The following is a 17,070-nucleotide window of genomic DNA, read 5'->3' on the forward strand; positions in this document are numbered from 1 at the left end:
GGCCGGGTAGAACTTGTTTTATATATGCAAGATGTCATGAGCTGAAATGAGAGAAGTCGTAATTGTTGGTGGTGGTATTGTCGGTTTATTGAGTGCGTTCGAGCTCACAAAGCGTGAGATTCCCGCCACAGTGATTGATGAGTCAGAAGGCGGGTTGGCGTCCTGGGCTGGAGGAGGAATTCTCTCGCCACTTTATGCGTGGCGTTACTCTGATGCGATGAATCGCCTGACCTTCGACGCCATGGCCCGCTACAGAGGTCTCTTTAGTGAACTTGTCGGACGTTGTCTGGAGTGGTCTGATTTGCATCAAGGGGGTTTGTGGGTGCATGTGGACACTAAGGAAATGAACACTGTGAAAGACTGGGCTGGTAAATGGGGGGTGCTATCAGAGACACTTTCTGGAAGCGATCTGTTGCCGTCTTTTCCTTTTTCAGAGGGTGTCTTCTTTCCTGATTTGGGAAATGTTAGAAATCCGCGCTTGTTAAAAGCTTTGAGAATCTATCTGGCGTCCAGAGGGGTTTCGTTTATAAGGGATAAGGTGGTTTCACTTTTGCCAAGGCAAAAAGGTGCGGCACTGGAAACTCAGAATGGATTGGTTTTGAATGCAGAGAATGTGATTTTCTGTGCAGGGGTAGGGAGCAGCAAGCTACTTTCAATGCTGGGTGTGTCTTTGCCAATGTTTCCGGTAAAGGGAGAAATGCTGCTTTATTATCTCACGCCAGGTAGAGTGCCTTCAGTTATGCTAACTCAATCAGGCTATCTGATCCCTCGTGCGGATGGTGCTGTGCTGGTTGGCTCTACGTTGATTAGAGGAGATTACACTACCTACCCGACTGTGCCCGGGCGCTATCAGCTTGAAGCAGTGGCGGCAAATCTTCTCCCGGAATTAGCGAGCCTTACGCCCGTGCATCATTGGGCAGGCGTACGCCCCGGGAGTGAGGTGGATCACCCATATATTGGCGCCGTGCCGGGGTGCAATGGGGTCTTTGCTGCAGCAGGCCATTATCGTAATGGTTTGGTGTCTGCTCCGGCCACGGCAGAGCTTCTCGTGCAGATGGTGTGTGGAGAACGACCAACTATTGACCCTGCTCCCTACTCGCTTTCTCCTGGGCTTCGATCAAGGTCCAGTTTCTTCAATCGGTAACGTAAAGACCGGAATGTCATGCCCAGTTTTTTTGCTGCAGCTGTTCTGTTCCAGTGCGTTGCATCCAGAGCCTTGAGAATTTCCTGCCTCTCGATGTCTTGAAGAAATTCTTCGAGAGGCTGGCCTAATGGACGCTCTGGAGAGGTACAGGTTTCCCGTGTCGTTGCCGTGGCGGCTTTCGGGAGTGTGTCCGTTTGCAGCCTTAGATGCTCTTCCTGGATTTCTTTCCCATCACATAAAGTCAGGGCTCTTTCCAGAGTATTTTCCAGCTCCCTGACATTGCCTGGGTAGGTATATTGTTCCAGGGTTTTCATGGCAGAGGCGCTGACGATTGGCGGGGCGATTTCCCAGGCTTCGCTGAGGCGCTTGAGAATGTGGCCGACCAGAGCAGGAATATCTTCCTGGCGTTCGCGCAACGGGGGGACGTGCGCCTCGATGACATTCAGCCGATAGAAAAGATCTTGCCGGAAGCGCCCTTCCGCCATTTCTTGAGCCAGATCCTTGTGGGTAGCGCAGAGGATACGAAGATTGACCTGAAACTCCCGGGGCTCACCCACCGGGCGAACGGATTTTTCCTGAATGGCTCGCAACAGTTTAACTTGCATGTGCAAGGGCAGGTCGGCCACTTCATCCAGAAAAAGGGTGCCGCCATCGGCTTCGCGGAATAGCCCCTTGCGGTCTTCCACGGCCCCGGTGAATGCCCCTTTGCGATGGCCAAAGAATTCGCTTTCCATCAACTCCGACGGAATGGCCCCGCAGTTGACGGCGACAAAGGGTTTTTCCCGTCGAGAACCCAGGTTGTGTATCAGGCGGGCAATACGCTCCTTGCCGCTGCCGGATTCGCCGCTGATGTAGATTGGCGCCTGGCTGCGTGCCAGTTTGCGGACCTGGGCTTTCAGGGCGCGCATGCTCGGCGCTTCCCCGATCAGGTTGTCCTCTTCCTCGTGGTGGTCTTCCACTTCGTTGATGTCCAGCCCGTCTTCAATCAGCTGGCGAAGTCGATCCAGTGACACAGGCTTGGCAATAAAGTCATAGGCCCCGTACTTCATGGCATCGGTGGCGGTTTCCATGCTGCCATAAGCCGTAATGACGGCGGTGGGCATTTCCGGGCAATGCCTGGCAATAAACTGCAGCAGCTCGAGCCCGGTGCCATCACCCAGATTCATATCCGTCAGACAAAGGTTGAATCTGCCATCGGCAAGGGCCGCTTTGGCTGCGCCAAGCGATTCGGCAGCTGTGGCCTTGAGCTTCATGCGCCCAAGGGTGATGACAAGCAGTTCGCGCAGATCGGCTTCGTCGTCTACAACCAGTACGTGTGGGGTGTCAGCACTCATAATAATATCGTGTTATTGAAATTGTCGGTGCGGGTGGGCAAAGGTTATCACAAAGCTGGCCCCGTTCGGGGTGTCTTCCAGATCCAGGGCTGCCTGGTTGGCTTGGCAAAGCTCCCGGCAAAGATAAAGCCCCAGCCCATTGCCGTCATTGGCTGTTGTGTAGAAGGGCTCAAAAAGGTGCCGGGCGGTCTCGGCGGGTATGCCATTGCCGTTATCCCGGATTCTGAGCCAGGGGAGACCCGTTTGTTCATGACTGCCGCATTCCAGGTCAACCTTGCACTCTTCGCCTCCATGCTGAAAGGCATTGCGGATAAGGTTGTCGACGACCTGGGTCAACTGGTTGCGATCAAAGCGTACTTCTACATCGGACTGGCAGGCTTTTTTCAGGCTGTTGTTCGCGTAGCCCCGCAACGCCCATTGCTCACATAATTCGTTGAGAAAAGGCGCAAGGCCAAAGCGCTCGGCCTGTCCTTTGCCCCGGCGAGAGAGATCGAGCACGTCGTGAATGATGCCATTCACGCGGCCCACATGGTTGCGGATGATGCCGAGTAAATGCTGATCCTCCTCGCTGGCATTGCCGTCCAGGAGCAGCTCGGTGGCATGGTTGATCGCGCTTAACGGGTTGCGAATCTCATGGGCCAGGGTGGCGGACAGTCGTCCCAGTGATGCCAGGTTCATCTGTTGCGCTTCCTGAGCGACTCGGGCGCTGTCTTCAAGAAATAATAGAGTGAGTAGCTCATGGTCCGTCTCCAGCGGGGCAAACCGGGGACTGAGTACCGGCGACTGTTCCGAGGTTCTCAGCGTAGCGAGGGGCAGTAGAGGGTTGTCTTGCCAGCGTTGATAGCGGCTAACCAATTGTTTGGGTAACTGGTTGCCTAGCATGGGGGTGCCAAACAGGCTATTGGCTGCCTGGTTGGCCATCAGAATCCGGAAGGATTCATCAAACACCACCACGCCAGTGCGCATGCGCTGCACAATTTGCTGGTTAAGGGCTTCCAGGCGTTCGATGGCGACACGCTGTCGCTCAGCAATGCGCTCGCTTTGCTGCAGACGTTGGGTTATTTGCTGGATGATCAGCGACACCATGAAAAAGGCGATACCCAGCAGGCCGGATTCGGTTAGCAGGAAAGGGGAATCCGACATGGCCTGAATGGAAAAGTAGAACTGCTCGAACATCATGGCCAGGGTGGCCAGGGCGGCGATCAAAAAACCGAGACGTCCGCGTAGCAGGATGTTGCCGGCGGCCACTGTAACCAGAAGCAGTACCGCCAAGCCGCCCTCAAGACCACCGTTGGCGTGGACAACCAGGGAGAGCATGGTCAAATCGGTAATCAGCGAGGCGGGCTGAGCCCAGGCCGGATAGGCGCGTTTTTCGGCGCGAAAGTCCAGGGTGGCTGATGCCAGCGTGAGCCCCAGATAGACAAAAAGCGTGGTTTCAAACAATAACGGCAGATGGGTGCCGATAAGGGGCTGTTCCGGCCCAAAGTGGAGCAGCATCAGACTGCAAGCAATGGCAATCCGATAGACATTATAAATACGGGCGGGCGTCCATCCCTGGCTAGCGGTCATTGTGTTCCAGATACAGGCGTTGGTGCTTCTGGGAGCAAAAGTGCAGCCCATTGTGAGTGAAGGCTTCCGGGGCAGGAACGTGCACGCCACACTGGGCGCATTTGAGCATGGCCTGGGCGTCCTGACCGTTACCAGAGTCGGAACTGTCGCGACGGTTTGCCTGCGAGAGCAGGTTTTTCACTACCCGCCAGGCCAGGTAGACCAGGGCGGCAATAACCAGCAGGCGAATCAGGCCCATCTTGTTCTCCTTGTTTGTCATGATGCGTTCATCGATTGCCGGCTAAAGAGTACAATCAGCGCTCACTTGAGGAAAGGCCGGTTAATCATGCGGATTATTATGGCCCAGCAGAATGCGCTGGTGGGCGACATTGAGGGCAATGCCCAGCGGGTGATCGATGCGGCAGACGAGGCTCGCCGTCTGTTGGGCGCTGATCTGGTACTGTTTCCGGAATTGATGCTGACGGGGTATCCGCCAGAGGATCTGCTGTTGCGTCCCAGTCTCAACAGCCGTGTGGATGCCGCGCTGGAGACCATTGGTGAGAAGATCACGGTACCGGTGGTGATTGGCTACCCTGCCGTGCGCAATGGCCAGCGTCGCAACGCCGCCGGGGTAGTATTTCCTGGCGAAAACCGCCCTCGCCATGAATATTTCAAGCAACATCTACCCAATTACCGTGTGTTCGACGAAAAACGCTATTTTCAACCGGGTTCCGAGGCCTGCACCTTTGAGCTGGATGGCTGGACCCTGGGCCTGACGATCTGCGAGGACATCTGGCATAGCGGGCCCGCATCCCAGCTGCAGCAACAAGATGTGGATCTGGTTCTGAACCTGAATGCGTCGCCGTTCCGGGCCAACAAGTTTCAGGAGCGCCTGGAGCAGGTAGAAGCCCGCAGCCGCGAAACCGGCCTGCCGATTCTCTATTGCAACCTGGTAGGTGGCCAGGACGAGCTGGTTTTTGATGGTGCATCGTTTGTTTGTGACAGCCAGGGGCGCCGTTGTGTACAGGCTGCCAGCTTTACCGAGGCGTTGGTCCCGGTGGACCTGCAGTGCAGTGACGGACACTGCGAGCCGGTGGGGGAGCAGCTTCCGCTCCCCGGGCTGGAAGAAAGCCTCTATCAGGCGCTGGTGCTGGCAACCCGGGATTACGTGAACAAGAACGGTTTCAAGGGGGCGCTGCTGGGCTTGTCGGGTGGGATCGATTCGGCCCTGACTCTGGCGGTGGCCGTGGATGCCCTCGGTCCGGATCGGGTAGAAGCGGTGATGATGCCATTCCGCTATACCTCAGCCATGAGCCTGGAGGATGCCGAGAAGCAGGCCCTGACTCTGCGGGTCCATTACCGCGTGCTGCCCATCGAGTCTGCTTTCAATGGGTTTATGGATATTCTCAGTGAGTCATTTGCCGGGCAGGAGAAAGATACTACCGAGGAAAACCTGCAGGCGCGCTGCCGTGGGGTCCTGCTGATGGCGCTATCCAACAAAAACGGGTCTGTGGTGCTGACAACCGGCAACAAGAGTGAGATGGCAGTGGGTTATGCCACGCTCTACGGGGATATGGCAGGTGGCTTCTCGGTGCTGAAGGATGTGTTCAAGACCATGGTTTACCGCCTGGCCACGTGGCGCAACCAGCAGGCCGGCGTGGAAATTATCCCGGAACGGGTTATCACACGCCCGCCATCGGCGGAACTGGCACCCGACCAAGTGGACAGTGATTCCTTGCCGGGTTACGACGAACTGGATGCGATTCTCGAGCGCTATGTGGAGCAGGACATGAGCGCCGAAGCGGTAATCCGTGACGGTTTTGATCGCGAGAATGTCTACCGGGTCGTCAAGCTCACCGATCGCAACGAATACAAGCGCCGGCAGGCTGCGGTGGGTCCCCGCGTCAGCCGCCGGGCTTTCGGCAAGGATCGCCGTTACCCAATCACCAATGGCTGGCGACCGGGGGACTGAGAGCAGTTACAAGCTACAAGGAAAAGCAAAGTCAAAAAAAAGGTGGCTCCGAATATTAGTCGGTGCCACCCTTTTTTAGCTAGAAGCTAGAAGCTAGAAGCTAGAAGCTAGAAGCTTACAGAAGGTCAAACGTCAGCAAGCTCAGCAGCCCGTCATCCTCGTCCGGCCACCAAGCCAGATCGACTTGCTTGTCGTTGTCCAGAAATTTGCTGTCCGGCCAGTTCAGCGCCAGTACATCACGACTTTTCTCTGCCAGTTCCGGTTGCTTCAGGCGCTGGTAGCCTTTCGCCATGATGGCGAGGGCTTCGGGTACGGCAGGGGTCTGCTGGTAGTGCTTGACCACATACTGGGCCCGGTTGATGGAAGCGATGATGGCGCCGCGGCGCGCATAGTAGCGGGCCACATGGAGTTCCTGGCGGGCCAGCTGGTTACGAATGTGGACCATGCGTGAGCGGGCATCCGGCGCGTATTCACTGTCCGGGAAGCGGTTCACCAGGCGCTCGAAATCCCGAAACGCGTCCTTGGCGGCGCCCATGTCCTTGCTGGACTTGTCGGAGCTCACCATATTGTCGAACAGGCCCTTCTCCATATTGAAGTTGGCCAACCCGCGCATGTACAGCGCGTAGTCCATGCGCGGATGTGCCGGGTAATTGCGCATGAAACGCTGGGCCGCGACCACGGTGGCCGGGTAATCCACCGCCCGATACTGCGCGTAGATCAGATCCAGAGCTGCCTGCTCGGCAAAATCACCGTAGGGAAAGCGGGCTTCCAGCTCCTTGAGCTGATCGATAGCGGTCAGGTAATTCCTGGATTCCAGCGACTCGCTGGCTTCCCGGTACTGGTCCACCTCGGTAAGCTCCGGGCGCTCCTTGTTGCTGGCACAGCCGGCGAGTAGCAGCAGGCCAAGCAATGGCCATAAAAGACGTGGCATTCTTTCCTCGTTAAACGGTTACAATGACGGGCTAGGTATTTAGATACGGCATTTAAACACAGGTTGCACTATGGGACATCTTGGCGGCGAGAAAATTCAGCGCAGTGAGCAGGTCCGCGCAGATCAGACGGGACAGCGGGTCGACCAGGCCGCTGCCGAGCTGTTCGAGGGGTTTTCCCGCTCGCGGCTGCAGGGCTGGATCAAGGACGGGGTGCTGACGGTCAATGGTGCCAAGGTCAGGCCCAAGGACAAGCTGGTCGGCAATGAGAGCCTGACCCTGGAAGTGGAGATCGCGCCGGAACTGGACGATCAGCCCCAGTCCATTGAGCTTGATGTGGTCTACCAGGATGACGACCTGATCGTGATCAATAAACCCACCGGTTTGGTGGTGCACCCGGCAGCAGGGCATGCGGATGGCACCTTGCTGAATGGCCTGCTGCATCTCGACGAGCGTCTTAGCAGTCTGCCTCGAGCGGGTATCGTCCATCGGCTCGATCGGGATACCACCGGCCTGATGGTGGTGGCTCGCTCACTGGAAGCCCACCAGAGCCTGGTGGCCCAGCTGCAGGACAAAAGCTTGTTCCGTCAGTACGAAGCCATTGCTGTGGGGGTGATGACCGGCGGTGGCAAGGTGGATGCGCCCATGGGGCGCCACCCGGTGGATCGCAAGAAGCAGGCGGTGGTGAAAACCGGGGGCAAGAACGCGGTTACCCATTACCGCGTACTGGACCGTTACCGGGCCCACACTCGCATCAAGGTGCAGCTGGAAACCGGCCGTACCCATCAGATTCGGGTGCATATGGCCCATCGTAATTACCCCCTGGTGGGCGATCCGCTCTATGGCGGTCGTCTCAAACAGCCCGCTGGCGCCAGCGAAGCCCTGCGTGAGGCTCTGCGGCGTTTCCCCCGTCAGGCTCTGCATGCCCGCAAACTTGGCTTGATTCACCCGGCCACGGGCGAATACTGTGAATTCGAGGCACCGCTACCTGAGGATATGCAGGGGCTCATTCAGGTGCTGGAAGAAGACGCTAACTCGCAGAGCTGAAATCGCCGCAGGCGATATCCGCCACAAAGCAATAAATGGCGGATGTGCCTAGGGTATGTCTGCGTGACCCAATCAGGGCTGTACCAATGACTTTACCTAGCCGCTCCAAATGGATCTGGCCAGACTGGCAGCCGCACCCCCACGTGCGTGTGGCTGTGACCACCCGGGCCGGCAGCCATTCCCCGTCCCCCTGGAATGGCTTCAACCTGGGCATGAACTGCGGGGATCAGCCTGCGCGTGTGGAGCAGGCGAGGCATCACGTTGAAAAGCTGCTGCAGGCAGATCATCCGGTGGCCTGGCTGAAACAAGTCCACGGCAAGCGAGTGATTCGGGCGGGTGAATCCGATAACGAGGCGGATGGCGCCTGGACCGACCAGCAGCGCTGGCCTTGTGTGGTGCTTACCGCAGACTGCCTTCCGGTGCTGCTGGCGCGTACCGATGGCAGCGCTGTGGCAGCAGTGCATGCGGGCTGGCGTGGCTTGCAGGCGGGTATTGTCGCTGAAGGGGTGAAGAGTATTGCCCCGGCTGGCGAGCCTGTCAGTGCTTGGCTGGGCCCGGCTATCTGCGGGAAATGCTACCAGGTGGGCGACGAGGTTTACCGGGCCTTTGTGGCTGCCCACACTGATTTCAAAGGCGCCTTTCAGGCAGATGCCTCGCCCGGCCATTGGCGCTTTTCCGTCGCTCAGGCTGCCATGATAGAACTGGCTCGTCTGGGCGTAGAGGATGTTCAGGGTGGCGAGCTCTGTACCGCCTGTGATCTCACGCGCTTCTATTCCTTCCGCAAGGAAGGTGACACGGGCCGGTTTGCTTCTCTGATCTGGCTCGACGAAGAAGGCAATTGATAATTGAGAATGGATAATTGATAGCTGCGCGAGACAGGCTATCCGTTGTCTGGCGCTATGAGGCCGCGTCCAGTGATTGGGTGCGGCCTTTTTGCTGGAAGAACTCCGCTGCGCTTTTATTGAGCGTTATCAATTATCCATTCTCAATTATCCATTAGCCTTGAATCTGGCTCAATCGGACCCATTAAAAGGTCAGATGATTGATAACCGGTGATCGTGACTGGCTTGCCGACAGGGGGCCGGAATGCGGATCACAACCGGATAGGAGAGCCCAAATGCGAATGGATAAACTCACTGCCCGCCTGCAGCAAGCGCTGTCAGACGCGCAATCCCTGGCCGTGGGGCAGGGCAATAGCACGATTGAACCGGTCCACCTGATGCTGGCGCTGATGCAGCAGCAGGGTGGGGCGGCCCGCCCTTTGCTGGAAAAAACCGGCGCTAACAGTGGTGATGTGATCACCGCCTTGAATATGGCCGTGGATAAGCTGCCCACGGTGAGTGATTTCAATGGTGATGTGCAGATGGGGCAAGCCACAGGTCGCCTTCTTAACATGGCCGACCGCGAGGCCCAGCAGCGTGGTGACCAGTATCTGTCCACGGAAGTGGTATTGCTTGCAGCCTGTGACGATAACGGCGAGCTGGGCAAGCTGATGAAGCACGCCGGAGTCACCAAAAAGGTGCTGGCGGCGAAGATCGCCGAGGTGCGAGGTGGAGAGGCTGTGGACGACCCCAATGCGGAAGACAAGCGCGAGGCGCTGGACAAGTACACGGTGAATCTCACCGAACGGGCCGAGTCAGGCAAGCTGGACCCGGTGATCGGCCGTGACGACGAAATCCGCCGTACTATCCAGGTGTTGCAGCGCCGTACCAAGAACAATCCGGTACTTATTGGCGAGCCCGGGGTGGGCAAGACCGCCATCGTGGAAGGCCTGGCCCAGCGGATCGTCAACGGCGAAGTGCCGGAAGGTCTGAAGGACAAGCAGGTGTTGTCCCTGGACATGGCGGCACTGATTGCTGGCGCCAAATACCGGGGCGAATTCGAGGAGCGGCTCAAGGCTGTCCTCAACGAACTGTCCAAGCAGCAAGGTCGCATCATCCTGTTTATTGATGAGCTGCATACCATGGTCGGTGCCGGCAAGGGTGAAGGCTCCATGGATGCCGGCAATATGCTCAAGCCGGCACTGGCTCGCGGCGAGCTGCACTGCGTGGGTGCGACGACGCTGGATGAATACCGCAAGTACATCGAAAAGGACGCGGCCCTGGAACGTCGTTTCCAGAAGGTGCAGGTGGATGAGCCCACGGTGGAAGACACCATCGCCATCCTGCGTGGCCTCAAAGAACGCTATGAGGTCCACCACGGTGTAGACATCAGTGATAGCGCCATCATCGCGGCGGCAAGGCTCAGCCATCGCTACATTACCGATCGGCAATTGCCGGATAAGGCCATTGACCTGATTGATGAGGCAGGCAGTCGCATCCGCATGGAAATTGATTCCATGCCGGAGGAAATGGATCGACTGGACCGCCGCCTTATCCAGCTCAAGATGGAGCGCGAGGCACTGCGCAAGGAAGAGGATGAGGCCAGCAGGAAACGTCTGGAAAAGCTGGAAGACGATATCGACGAACTGGAAAAGCAATATGCGGATCTGGAGGAAATCTGGCAGGCCGAGAAAGCCGCGCTGCAGGGTGCTCAGGAGTACAAGGCAGAACTGGAGCAGGCCCGCGTCGAGCTGGAGCAGGCCCGCCGTGCCGGGGATCTGAGTCGCATGTCAGAGCTGCAGTATGGGGTGATTCCTGAACTGGAGAAAAAGGTTCAGGCTGCCCAGGATCAGGAAGAGCAGCACTCCCAGACCGAAAATCAGTTGCTGCGCAACAAGGTGACCGACGAGGAAATCGCCGAGGTGGTATCCAAGTGGACCGGAATTCCTGTTGCCAAGATGCTGGAAGGCGAGAAGGACAAGCTGCTGCGCATGGAAGAGGCCCTGCACCAGCGGGTAGTGGGTCAGGCGGAAGCGGTGGAAGCAGTGGCCAATGCGGTGCGCCGTTCCCGGGCTGGCCTGTCTGATCCCAATCGTCCCAATGGCAGTTTCCTGTTCCTCGGGCCCACCGGGGTGGGCAAGACCGAGCTCTGCAAGGCGCTGGCGAACTTCCTCTTCGATACCGAAGAGGCGATGGTGCGCATCGACATGTCCGAGTTCATGGAGAAGCACTCCGTGGCGCGGCTGGTGGGTGCGCCCCCGGGTTATGTGGGTTACGAAGAAGGCGGTTACCTGACCGAGGCCGTGCGCCGCAAGCCTTACTCTGTGGTGCTGCTGGATGAAGTGGAAAAGGCGCATCCGGATGTGTTCAACATCCTGTTGCAGGTGCTGGACGATGGCCGTCTCACGGATGGTCAGGGACGCACCGTGGACTTCCGCAACACTGTGGTGGTGATGACCTCGAATCTGGGCTCCGACCTGATCCAGAAACTGGCCGGAGACAACGATTATGAGGCCATGAAGGCGGCGGTCATGGAAGTGGTGGGTAACCACTTTCGCCCGGAATTCATCAACCGGGTGGACGAAACGGTGGTGTTCCATCCGCTGGCGAAGGATCAGCTCAAGGGTATTGCTGCCATTCAGCTGGATTATCTGCGCAAGCGGCTGGCTGAGCGGGAAATTCGCCTCGAGCTAAGTGATGCGGCCCTGGATAAACTGGTGGAAGCCGGCTTCGACCCGGTCTACGGTGCCCGACCGCTGAAGCGGGCCATTCAGCAGCAGCTGGAAAACCCGCTGGCCCAGTCCCTGCTCCGAGGGGAGTTCGGCCAGGGAGATACCATCTCGATAGATGTGGATGGAGATCGTTTCAGTTTTACGCGGTGAGGTGAGAATACAGGGTGCCCTGTCAATCAGGGCCTCCTGTATCCTTAATTCCGGGTGCAGTTTTCCAATGCCTTCTGGCTATTCTTGATCATCTTTTCTCTTTCTTCCTGGTCCAGGACTTCCATTTCTCCGGTTTCCGGATTCTTCCTACGAACAATGGGTTTGTTTTTCAGAGTTTCGAGATTCTTGCGGTGTTGCTCGCAGCGCTCCTGAGCGAGTTCATCCGGTTCTGATTTCAGGCGAGTTTCCTCTTCCGCTGCCTTTGCGGCTTCCTCTTTGGCGTTTTCGCGAGCGTTTCGTCTCGCATCCAGGGCTTCCAGCTCACGATCCTGATCCGAGCTGGCATTGGCGCGGGTGTTCACTTCTGAGGAGGTCGTGCCCTGCGGCGGGTTGGCACCGTAGTGAGTTACCCCCTGATCATCGACCCACTTATAAAACTTGGCTGCCGAGCTGGCGCTGGCGAGGATAAGCAGAAGGCTGCCAAGCAACAGGCTGAATTTGTTCATAATGTCGGTCTTCTTATTTGGGTTGTTTTCAACTCTCGTACTTTAGCATGACGGGTGAAGGGGATTTTCTGCAACCCAAACCCGACGGAGGGCTTTGATTCATCGCACATTTCTGACAAAATTAAACCTTTCCGGAGATCGGGACCCGCATTCGCTTACCGGCGTGTGTGAGGCCGGGACCCGGGGCACCGTTACCGCGATGTCCTGCCAGCAGTATCACTGCACTCTCGTCCCGCTGTGGGAGCCTCCGGAGGTTTCTCATTCCTATAAAGCGGGAGTAATCCCTCTTCAGGTCTGCATTGCCTCCGCGTTGCCCTCCCGGCCTGTGTTCGTGTCGGCCACCTCCGACAGGACCCCAGAGCACCCACATATGGTGCTTTATCCACAGGCAGCAAGTTGTAAACCCCGTCCCGCTGCATGGCAGTGGGTTGTATGCATTCTGATTTGAGGTAGCAACCGTGGAAATGTTATCCGGCGCGGAGATGGTGGTCCGTGCGCTGCAAGACGAGGGAGTGGAGTACATCTTCGGGTATCCCGGAGGGTCCGTACTGCACATTTATGATGCATTGTTCCAGCAGGACTCTGTCAGCCACATTCTGGTCCGTCACGAGCAGGCAGCCACTCATGCGGCCGATGGCTATGCCCGTGCTACCGGCAAACCGGGTGTGGTCATGGTGACCTCCGGCCCCGGTGCCACCAACGCTATTACCGGTCTTGCCACCGCCTTCATGGACTCCATTCCCATGATCGTGTTGTCTGGCCAGGTTCGCTCCGACTGGATTGGCGATGATGCCTTCCAGGAAACCGACATGATCGGTGTGTCCCGCCCGGTGGTGAAGCACAGCTTCATGGTCCGCGATGCCAAGGACATTCCCGAGATCATGAAGAAGGCGTTCTACATTGCCACCACCGGCCGTCCCGGCCCGGTCCTGATCGATATTCCCAAGGATCAGACCGCGCCGAACGTGAAGAACCCCTACGAATACCCGAAAAAGGTCAAGATGCGCTCCTACGCGCCGGTCAGCCGTGGTCATTCCGGCCAGATCCGCAAGGCGGTGGAAGAGCTGATGAAAGCCAAGCGTCCGGTGATCTATGCCGGCGGTGGTGTGATCCAGGGTGAGGGTAGCGAGCTACTCACCAAGCTGGCCCATCGGCTGAATTTTCCGGTGACCAATACCCTGATGGGATTGGGCTGTTTCCCGGGCACTGATCCGCAGAATGTGGGCATGCTGGGCATGCATGGCACCTATGAAGCCAACATGACCATGCATAGTTCCGACGTGATTCTTGCCGTGGGTGCCCGTCTGGATGACCGGGTCACCAACAACGTGAAGAAATTCTGCCCGGGCGCCAAGATCATCCATATCGATATCGACCCGGCGACGATTTCCAAGAACATCATGGCGCATATCCCCATTGTGGGGCCGGTGCATCAGGTGCTGGAAGAAATGCTGACGATGCTCGACGAACACGGTGGCGAGCCGGATCGCAAGGCTCTCGAGCGCTGGTGGGAAGAGATTGAAGGCTGGCGCAAGGTGCATGGCATGCGCTATGAGACCAATGAAAACGGTCCCATGAAGCCACAGCAGGTGGTGCAGGCGTTGTACAAGGCCACCAAGGGTGATGCCTATGTGACCTCGGACGTGGGTCAGCACCAGATGTTTGCTGCCCAGTACTACCAGTACGACAAGCCTCGTCGCTGGATCAACTCCGGGGGGCTGGGGACCATGGGCTTCGGTCTGCCTGCCGCCATGGGCGTGCAGTTTGCATTCCCTGACGCCACCGTGGCCTGTGTGACCGGGGAGGGCTCCATCCAGATGAATATTCAGGAGCTGTCCACCTGCCTGCAGTATGGTCTGCCGGTGAAGATCATCAATATCAATAACCAGGCCCTGGGCATGGTGCGTCAGTGGCAGGACATGCAATACGGTGGCCGTCATAGCCAGTCCTATATGGAGTCTTTGCCTGACTTTGTGGCCCTTGCCGAGGCCTATGGCCACGTGGGCATGAAAATCACCAAGTTCGAAGATCTGGAAGGCGCAATGGATGAAGCCTTTGCCCTTAAGGATCGTCTGGTGTTTATGGATATCTATGTCGACTCCACCGAGCACGTTTACCCGATGCAGATTGCAGACGGATCCATGCGTGATATGTGGCTGAGCAAGACGGAGCGGACCTGATGCGTCGAATTATCTCTATTCTGATGGAAAACGAGCCGGGCGCACTGAGCCGGGTGATTGGTCTGTTCTCCCAGCGTGGCTACAACATCGAAAGCCTGTCGGTGGCGCCCACCGAAGACAGCACCCTGTCACGGCTGACCCTGACCACCTTCGGTAATGATCTGAAGATCGAGCAGATCACCAAGCACCTCAACAAGCTGATCGAAGTGGTCAAGCTGGTTGATCTCACCGAGGGTGCTCACATTGAGCGCGAGCTGATGCTGATCAAGGTGAAAGCCACCGGCGCCCAGCGCGCTGAGGTGAAGCGCAGTGTGGATATCTTCCGTGGGCAGATCGTGGATGTGACCAGCACTGTTTACACCGTTCAGCTTACCGGTGCTTCCGACAAACTGGACGCCTTTATCGGTGCCATCGGGGAAACCCAGGTGCTGGAAGTCGTGCGTTCTGGGGTGTCCGGGATCTCCCGGGGCGAGAAGGTGCTGAGCCTGTAAAAACGCTCGACGCCTGCTGCTGGGTGCGAGACGAAAAAGCCGCTCTTCGGAGCGGCTTTTTTTGTGCCTTTTGTTTTGTCTGTAGAAGCGTCGCTGGCGCCGCGATAAGCGACTTCAGAGCAAAGACATTTTCACCACAGAGGGCACCGACAACACAGAGAAACCCCTTCCTTTTCCTCAGTGATCTCTGTGCCCTCTGTGGTAAATCGCTCTTGTTTGAGCTTTTGGCTATCGCTCCGCCTGTGCCGCCATCCCTTATTCCGGCAGTTGCGACCAGAATGCCTGAATCAGCGGCTCCTCCCGCCGTCGCTCCTGGGTAAACAGTCCCACCTCGTAGGCCGCCAGCGCAGGCTGTACATCCAGGGGGCGGGTGCGGCCGGCCAGGGGGCTGTTGTCCAGCACGATCTTCGGCACGATACCCACCCCGAACCCCAGGCTGACCATGCTGACGATGGCCTCATTGCCTCCCACCTGGGCGTAGATGTGCGGCTTCACTCCCAGTTGTCGAAACCAGCGGTCCACCCGTTCCCGGGCCAGGCCTTCTTCGGAAAGGATCATCGGTACATCCTCCCAGGCCGCTTTGCTGGCGGTGCCATTGAGTCGCTCCGCCAGCTGGGCTTGTCCGGCCTGGGCAATGAACAGTAGCGGGGAGCGGGCGATGGGTCGGAAGGCGATACCGGCGGGCAGGTGATCCGGCCGGGCACCGATGGCGATATCTTCCTCGCCGTGCTGGATGCGCTGTACTGCCTGTGCCGGGTCACCGGTGTGCAGTTTGAGTTCGATGCGCGGGTACTGGTGGCGAAAACTGCTGAGGATGTCGTAGAGGAAGCTGTAACTGGCGGTCACCGAGCAGTACAGGCTCAGCTCCCCCTGCAGCACGCGCCGGTCTTCCTGCAGGGCATGGCGCAGATTGTCCCAGCGCGTCAGCGTGTCGCGGGCGTATTCCTGAAAACGCTGGCCTTCCCGGGTCAGGGTGACGCTGCGATTATCCCGGTAGAACAGCGGCACGCCCAGCTCATCCTCCAGTTGCTGGATGGTGCGGCTGAGCGTGGACGGACTCACATGACACATGGTGCTGGTGCGGCCGAAGTGCAGGGTGTCCGCCAGGGTCAGGAACAGGCGCAGGGGTTTGGTATCCATGGCTCTCTCTTCGTTGCGATAATCGCAATGCTATGTTTCAAATATATCATTTTACGCAATGCGGCGGATAGCCTAGAGTGGCTGGCCTGTCCGGGCAGGCTCCCTAGGTGCCTGCCTGTCACCGATTTCCGTTATCTGAAAGAGCCAGAGCTATGAGCATGCAAGTGTATTACGACAAGGATTGCGATCTTTCCATCATCCAGGGCAAGAAAGTGGCCATCATTGGTTACGGCTCCCAGGGGCACGCCCACGCCTGCAACCTGAATGATTCCGGTGTAGACGTGACTGTCGGTCTGCGTGCCGGCTCTTCTTCCATCGCCAAGGCCGAAGCCCATGGCCTGAAAGTTAGCGATGTACCGGCTGCTGTGGCGGCTGCTGATGTGGTCATGATCCTGACCCCGGACGAATTCCAGTCCCAGTTGTACCGTGACGAAATCGAGCCGAACCTGAAAAAAGGCGCGACCCTGGCGTTCGCCCATGGTTTTGCCATCCATTACAACCAGATCGTGCCGCGCGCTGATCTGGACGTGATCATGATCGCTCCCAAAGCACCGGGTCACACCGTGCGCACCGAGTTCACCAAGGGCGGCGGTATTCCTGACCTGATCGCGATCTTCCAGGACGCGTCCGGCAATGCCAAGAACGTGGCTCTGTCCTATGCCTCTGGCGTTGGTGGTGGCCGTACCGGCATCATCGAGACCACCTTCAAGGACGAGACTGAAACCGACCTGTTCGGTGAGCAGGCGGTTCTGTGTGGCGGTGCAGTCGAGCTGGTGAAAGCCGGTTTCGAGACCCTGACCGAAGCGGGCTACGCGCCAGAAATGGCCTACTTCGAGTGTCTGCACGAACTGAAGCTGATCGTTGACCTGATGTACGAAGGCGGCATCGCCAACATGAACTACTCCATCTCCAACAATGCGGAGTACGGCGAGTACGTGACGGGCCCGGAAGTGATCAACGACGAATCCCGTGCGGCCATGCGCAATGCCCTGAAGCGTATCCAGAGCGGCGAGTACGCCAAGCAGTTCATCTCTGAAGGTGCCCTGAACTACCCCTCCATGACGGCAGCCCGTCGC

General features: G+C 57.8%; 14 protein-coding genes (1 of these 14 cut by a window edge). 8 read left to right on the forward strand and 6 right to left on the reverse strand.

All coding sequences use genetic code 11. The annotated features are described in order from the left end of the window. Positions 1-46: 46 nt before the first annotated feature. Positions 47-1,144 (forward strand): NAD(P)/FAD-dependent oxidoreductase, encoded by a 1,098-nt coding sequence (locus ACMG4M_RS04215; protein WP_414430760.1) that lies wholly within the window; start codon positions 47-49, stop codon positions 1,142-1,144. On the opposite strand, the gene ACMG4M_RS04220 is transcribed toward ACMG4M_RS04215, so the two are convergent. From ACMG4M_RS04220 to ACMG4M_RS04230, 3 genes are read right to left on the reverse strand one after another with little or no spacing between them, the layout of a single operon-like run. Next, positions 1,093-2,478 (reverse strand): sigma-54-dependent transcriptional regulator, encoded by a 1,386-nt coding sequence (locus ACMG4M_RS04220; protein ID WP_414430761.1) that lies wholly within the window; start codon positions 2,476-2,478, stop codon positions 1,093-1,095. The two genes, ACMG4M_RS04215 and ACMG4M_RS04220, sit on opposite strands and share 52 nt — an antisense overlap. Before the next feature lie 12 nt (positions 2,479-2,490). Then, the gene (locus ACMG4M_RS04225; RefSeq protein WP_035250052.1) at positions 2,491-4,047 is read right to left on the reverse strand and encodes a sensor histidine kinase; all 1,557 of its coding nucleotides are present in this window, start codon (positions 4,045-4,047) and stop codon (positions 2,491-2,493) included. Continuing rightward, entirely contained in the window at positions 4,037-4,306 is a 270-nt protein-coding gene (locus tag ACMG4M_RS04230) for a PP0621 family protein (RefSeq protein ID WP_232222144.1), read from the reverse strand. Before ACMG4M_RS04230 ends, ACMG4M_RS04225 begins: the two co-directional genes overlap by 11 nt. A gap of 66 nt (positions 4,307-4,372) precedes the next feature. On the opposite strand from ACMG4M_RS04230, the gene ACMG4M_RS04235 reads away from it, so the two are divergent. Continuing rightward, entirely contained in the window at positions 4,373-5,998 is a 1,626-nt protein-coding gene (locus tag ACMG4M_RS04235; protein WP_035250057.1) for an NAD+ synthase, read from the forward strand. A 115-nt stretch (positions 5,999-6,113) separates the two neighbouring features. On the opposite strand, the gene ACMG4M_RS04240 is transcribed toward ACMG4M_RS04235, so the two are convergent. Next, a complete protein-coding gene (locus ACMG4M_RS04240; protein ID WP_035250059.1) occupies positions 6,114-6,929 on the reverse strand; it encodes an outer membrane protein assembly factor BamD in 816 nt (271 codons plus the stop codon). A gap of 70 nt (positions 6,930-6,999) precedes the next feature. Between ACMG4M_RS04240 and rluD the strand changes: the two genes are divergently transcribed. The 3 genes from rluD to clpB all read left to right on the forward strand — a co-directional run bounded on the left by rluD (position 7,000) and on the right by clpB (position 11,677). Continuing rightward, a complete protein-coding gene (gene rluD / locus ACMG4M_RS04245) occupies positions 7,000-7,974 on the forward strand; it encodes a 23S rRNA pseudouridine(1911/1915/1917) synthase RluD (RefSeq protein ID WP_035250061.1) in 975 nt (324 codons plus the stop codon). Positions 7,975-8,060: 86 nt separating this feature from the next. Continuing rightward, positions 8,061-8,816 carry a peptidoglycan editing factor PgeF gene (pgeF, locus tag ACMG4M_RS04250; protein WP_414430762.1) on the forward strand — a complete coding sequence of 252 codons (756 nt, stop codon included), beginning with the start codon at positions 8,061-8,063 and terminating at the stop codon, positions 8,814-8,816. A gap of 275 nt (positions 8,817-9,091) precedes the next feature. After that, on the forward strand, positions 9,092-11,677 hold the full coding sequence (gene clpB, locus ACMG4M_RS04255) for an ATP-dependent chaperone ClpB (protein WP_414430763.1): 2,586 nt from the start codon (positions 9,092-9,094) through the stop codon (positions 11,675-11,677). A 44-nt stretch (positions 11,678-11,721) separates the two neighbouring features. On the opposite strand, the gene ACMG4M_RS04260 is transcribed toward clpB, so the two are convergent. After that, on the reverse strand, positions 11,722-12,183 hold the full coding sequence (locus tag ACMG4M_RS04260; protein ID WP_035250065.1) for a DUF4124 domain-containing protein: 462 nt from the start codon (positions 12,181-12,183) through the stop codon (positions 11,722-11,724). Between the two features lie 458 nt (positions 12,184-12,641). Between ACMG4M_RS04260 and ACMG4M_RS04265 the strand changes: the two genes are divergently transcribed. Together ACMG4M_RS04265 and ilvN are read left to right on the forward strand one after the other, a co-directional pair. Beyond that, positions 12,642-14,363 carry an acetolactate synthase 3 large subunit gene (locus ACMG4M_RS04265; protein ID WP_035250067.1) on the forward strand — a complete coding sequence of 574 codons (1,722 nt, stop codon included), beginning with the start codon at positions 12,642-12,644 and terminating at the stop codon, positions 14,361-14,363. Next, complete coding sequence (ilvN, locus tag ACMG4M_RS04270; protein WP_035250069.1) at positions 14,363-14,854, forward strand: acetolactate synthase small subunit; 492 nt, start codon at positions 14,363-14,365, stop codon at positions 14,852-14,854. The genes ACMG4M_RS04265 and ilvN overlap by 1 nt, the downstream gene beginning before the upstream one ends. Before the next feature lie 255 nt (positions 14,855-15,109). On the opposite strand, the gene ilvY is transcribed toward ilvN, so the two are convergent. Further along, complete coding sequence (gene ilvY / locus ACMG4M_RS04275) at positions 15,110-15,994, reverse strand: HTH-type transcriptional activator IlvY (protein WP_414430764.1); 885 nt, start codon at positions 15,992-15,994, stop codon at positions 15,110-15,112. Between the two features lie 158 nt (positions 15,995-16,152). Here ilvY and ilvC point away from each other — a divergent pair, with 158 nt between their 5' ends. Next, positions 16,153-17,070: the 5' portion of a ketol-acid reductoisomerase gene (ilvC, locus tag ACMG4M_RS04280; RefSeq protein ID WP_035250094.1), read on the forward strand. It continues 99 nt past the right edge of the window; the window shows 918 of its 1,017 coding nt (coding positions 1-918); its start codon is at positions 16,153-16,155; its stop codon lies beyond the right edge, outside the window.

Source organism: Alcanivorax sp. IL3, from assembly GCF_047495465.1.
In the GTDB taxonomy this organism is placed as follows: domain Bacteria; phylum Pseudomonadota; class Gammaproteobacteria; order Pseudomonadales; family Alcanivoracaceae; genus Alcanivorax; species Alcanivorax jadensis.

Coding starts and splice junctions, on each gene's coding strand:
- ACMG4M_RS04215 (WP_414430760.1), top strand. CDS start 47: ATGAGAGAAGTCGTAATTGTTGGTGGTGGTATTGTCGGTTTATTGAGT.
- ACMG4M_RS04220 (WP_414430761.1), bottom strand. CDS start 2,478: ATGAGTGCTGACACCCCACACGTACTGGTTGTAGACGACGAAGCCGAT.
- ACMG4M_RS04225 (WP_035250052.1), bottom strand. CDS start 4,047: ATGACCGCTAGCCAGGGATGGACGCCCGCCCGTATTTATAATGTCTAT.
- ACMG4M_RS04230 (WP_232222144.1), bottom strand. CDS start 4,306: ATGACAAACAAGGAGAACAAGATGGGCCTGATTCGCCTGCTGGTTATT.
- ACMG4M_RS04235 (WP_035250057.1), top strand. CDS start 4,373: ATGCGGATTATTATGGCCCAGCAGAATGCGCTGGTGGGCGACATTGAG.
- ACMG4M_RS04240 (WP_035250059.1), bottom strand. CDS start 6,929: ATGCCACGTCTTTTATGGCCATTGCTTGGCCTGCTGCTACTCGCCGGC.
- rluD (WP_035250061.1), top strand. CDS start 7,000: ATGGGACATCTTGGCGGCGAGAAAATTCAGCGCAGTGAGCAGGTCCGC.
- pgeF (WP_414430762.1), top strand. CDS start 8,061: ATGACTTTACCTAGCCGCTCCAAATGGATCTGGCCAGACTGGCAGCCG.
- clpB (WP_414430763.1), top strand. CDS start 9,092: ATGCGAATGGATAAACTCACTGCCCGCCTGCAGCAAGCGCTGTCAGAC.
- ACMG4M_RS04260 (WP_035250065.1), bottom strand. CDS start 12,183: ATGAACAAATTCAGCCTGTTGCTTGGCAGCCTTCTGCTTATCCTCGCC.
- ilvN (WP_035250069.1), top strand. CDS start 14,363: ATGCGTCGAATTATCTCTATTCTGATGGAAAACGAGCCGGGCGCACTG.
- ilvY (WP_414430764.1), bottom strand. CDS start 15,994: ATGGATACCAAACCCCTGCGCCTGTTCCTGACCCTGGCGGACACCCTG.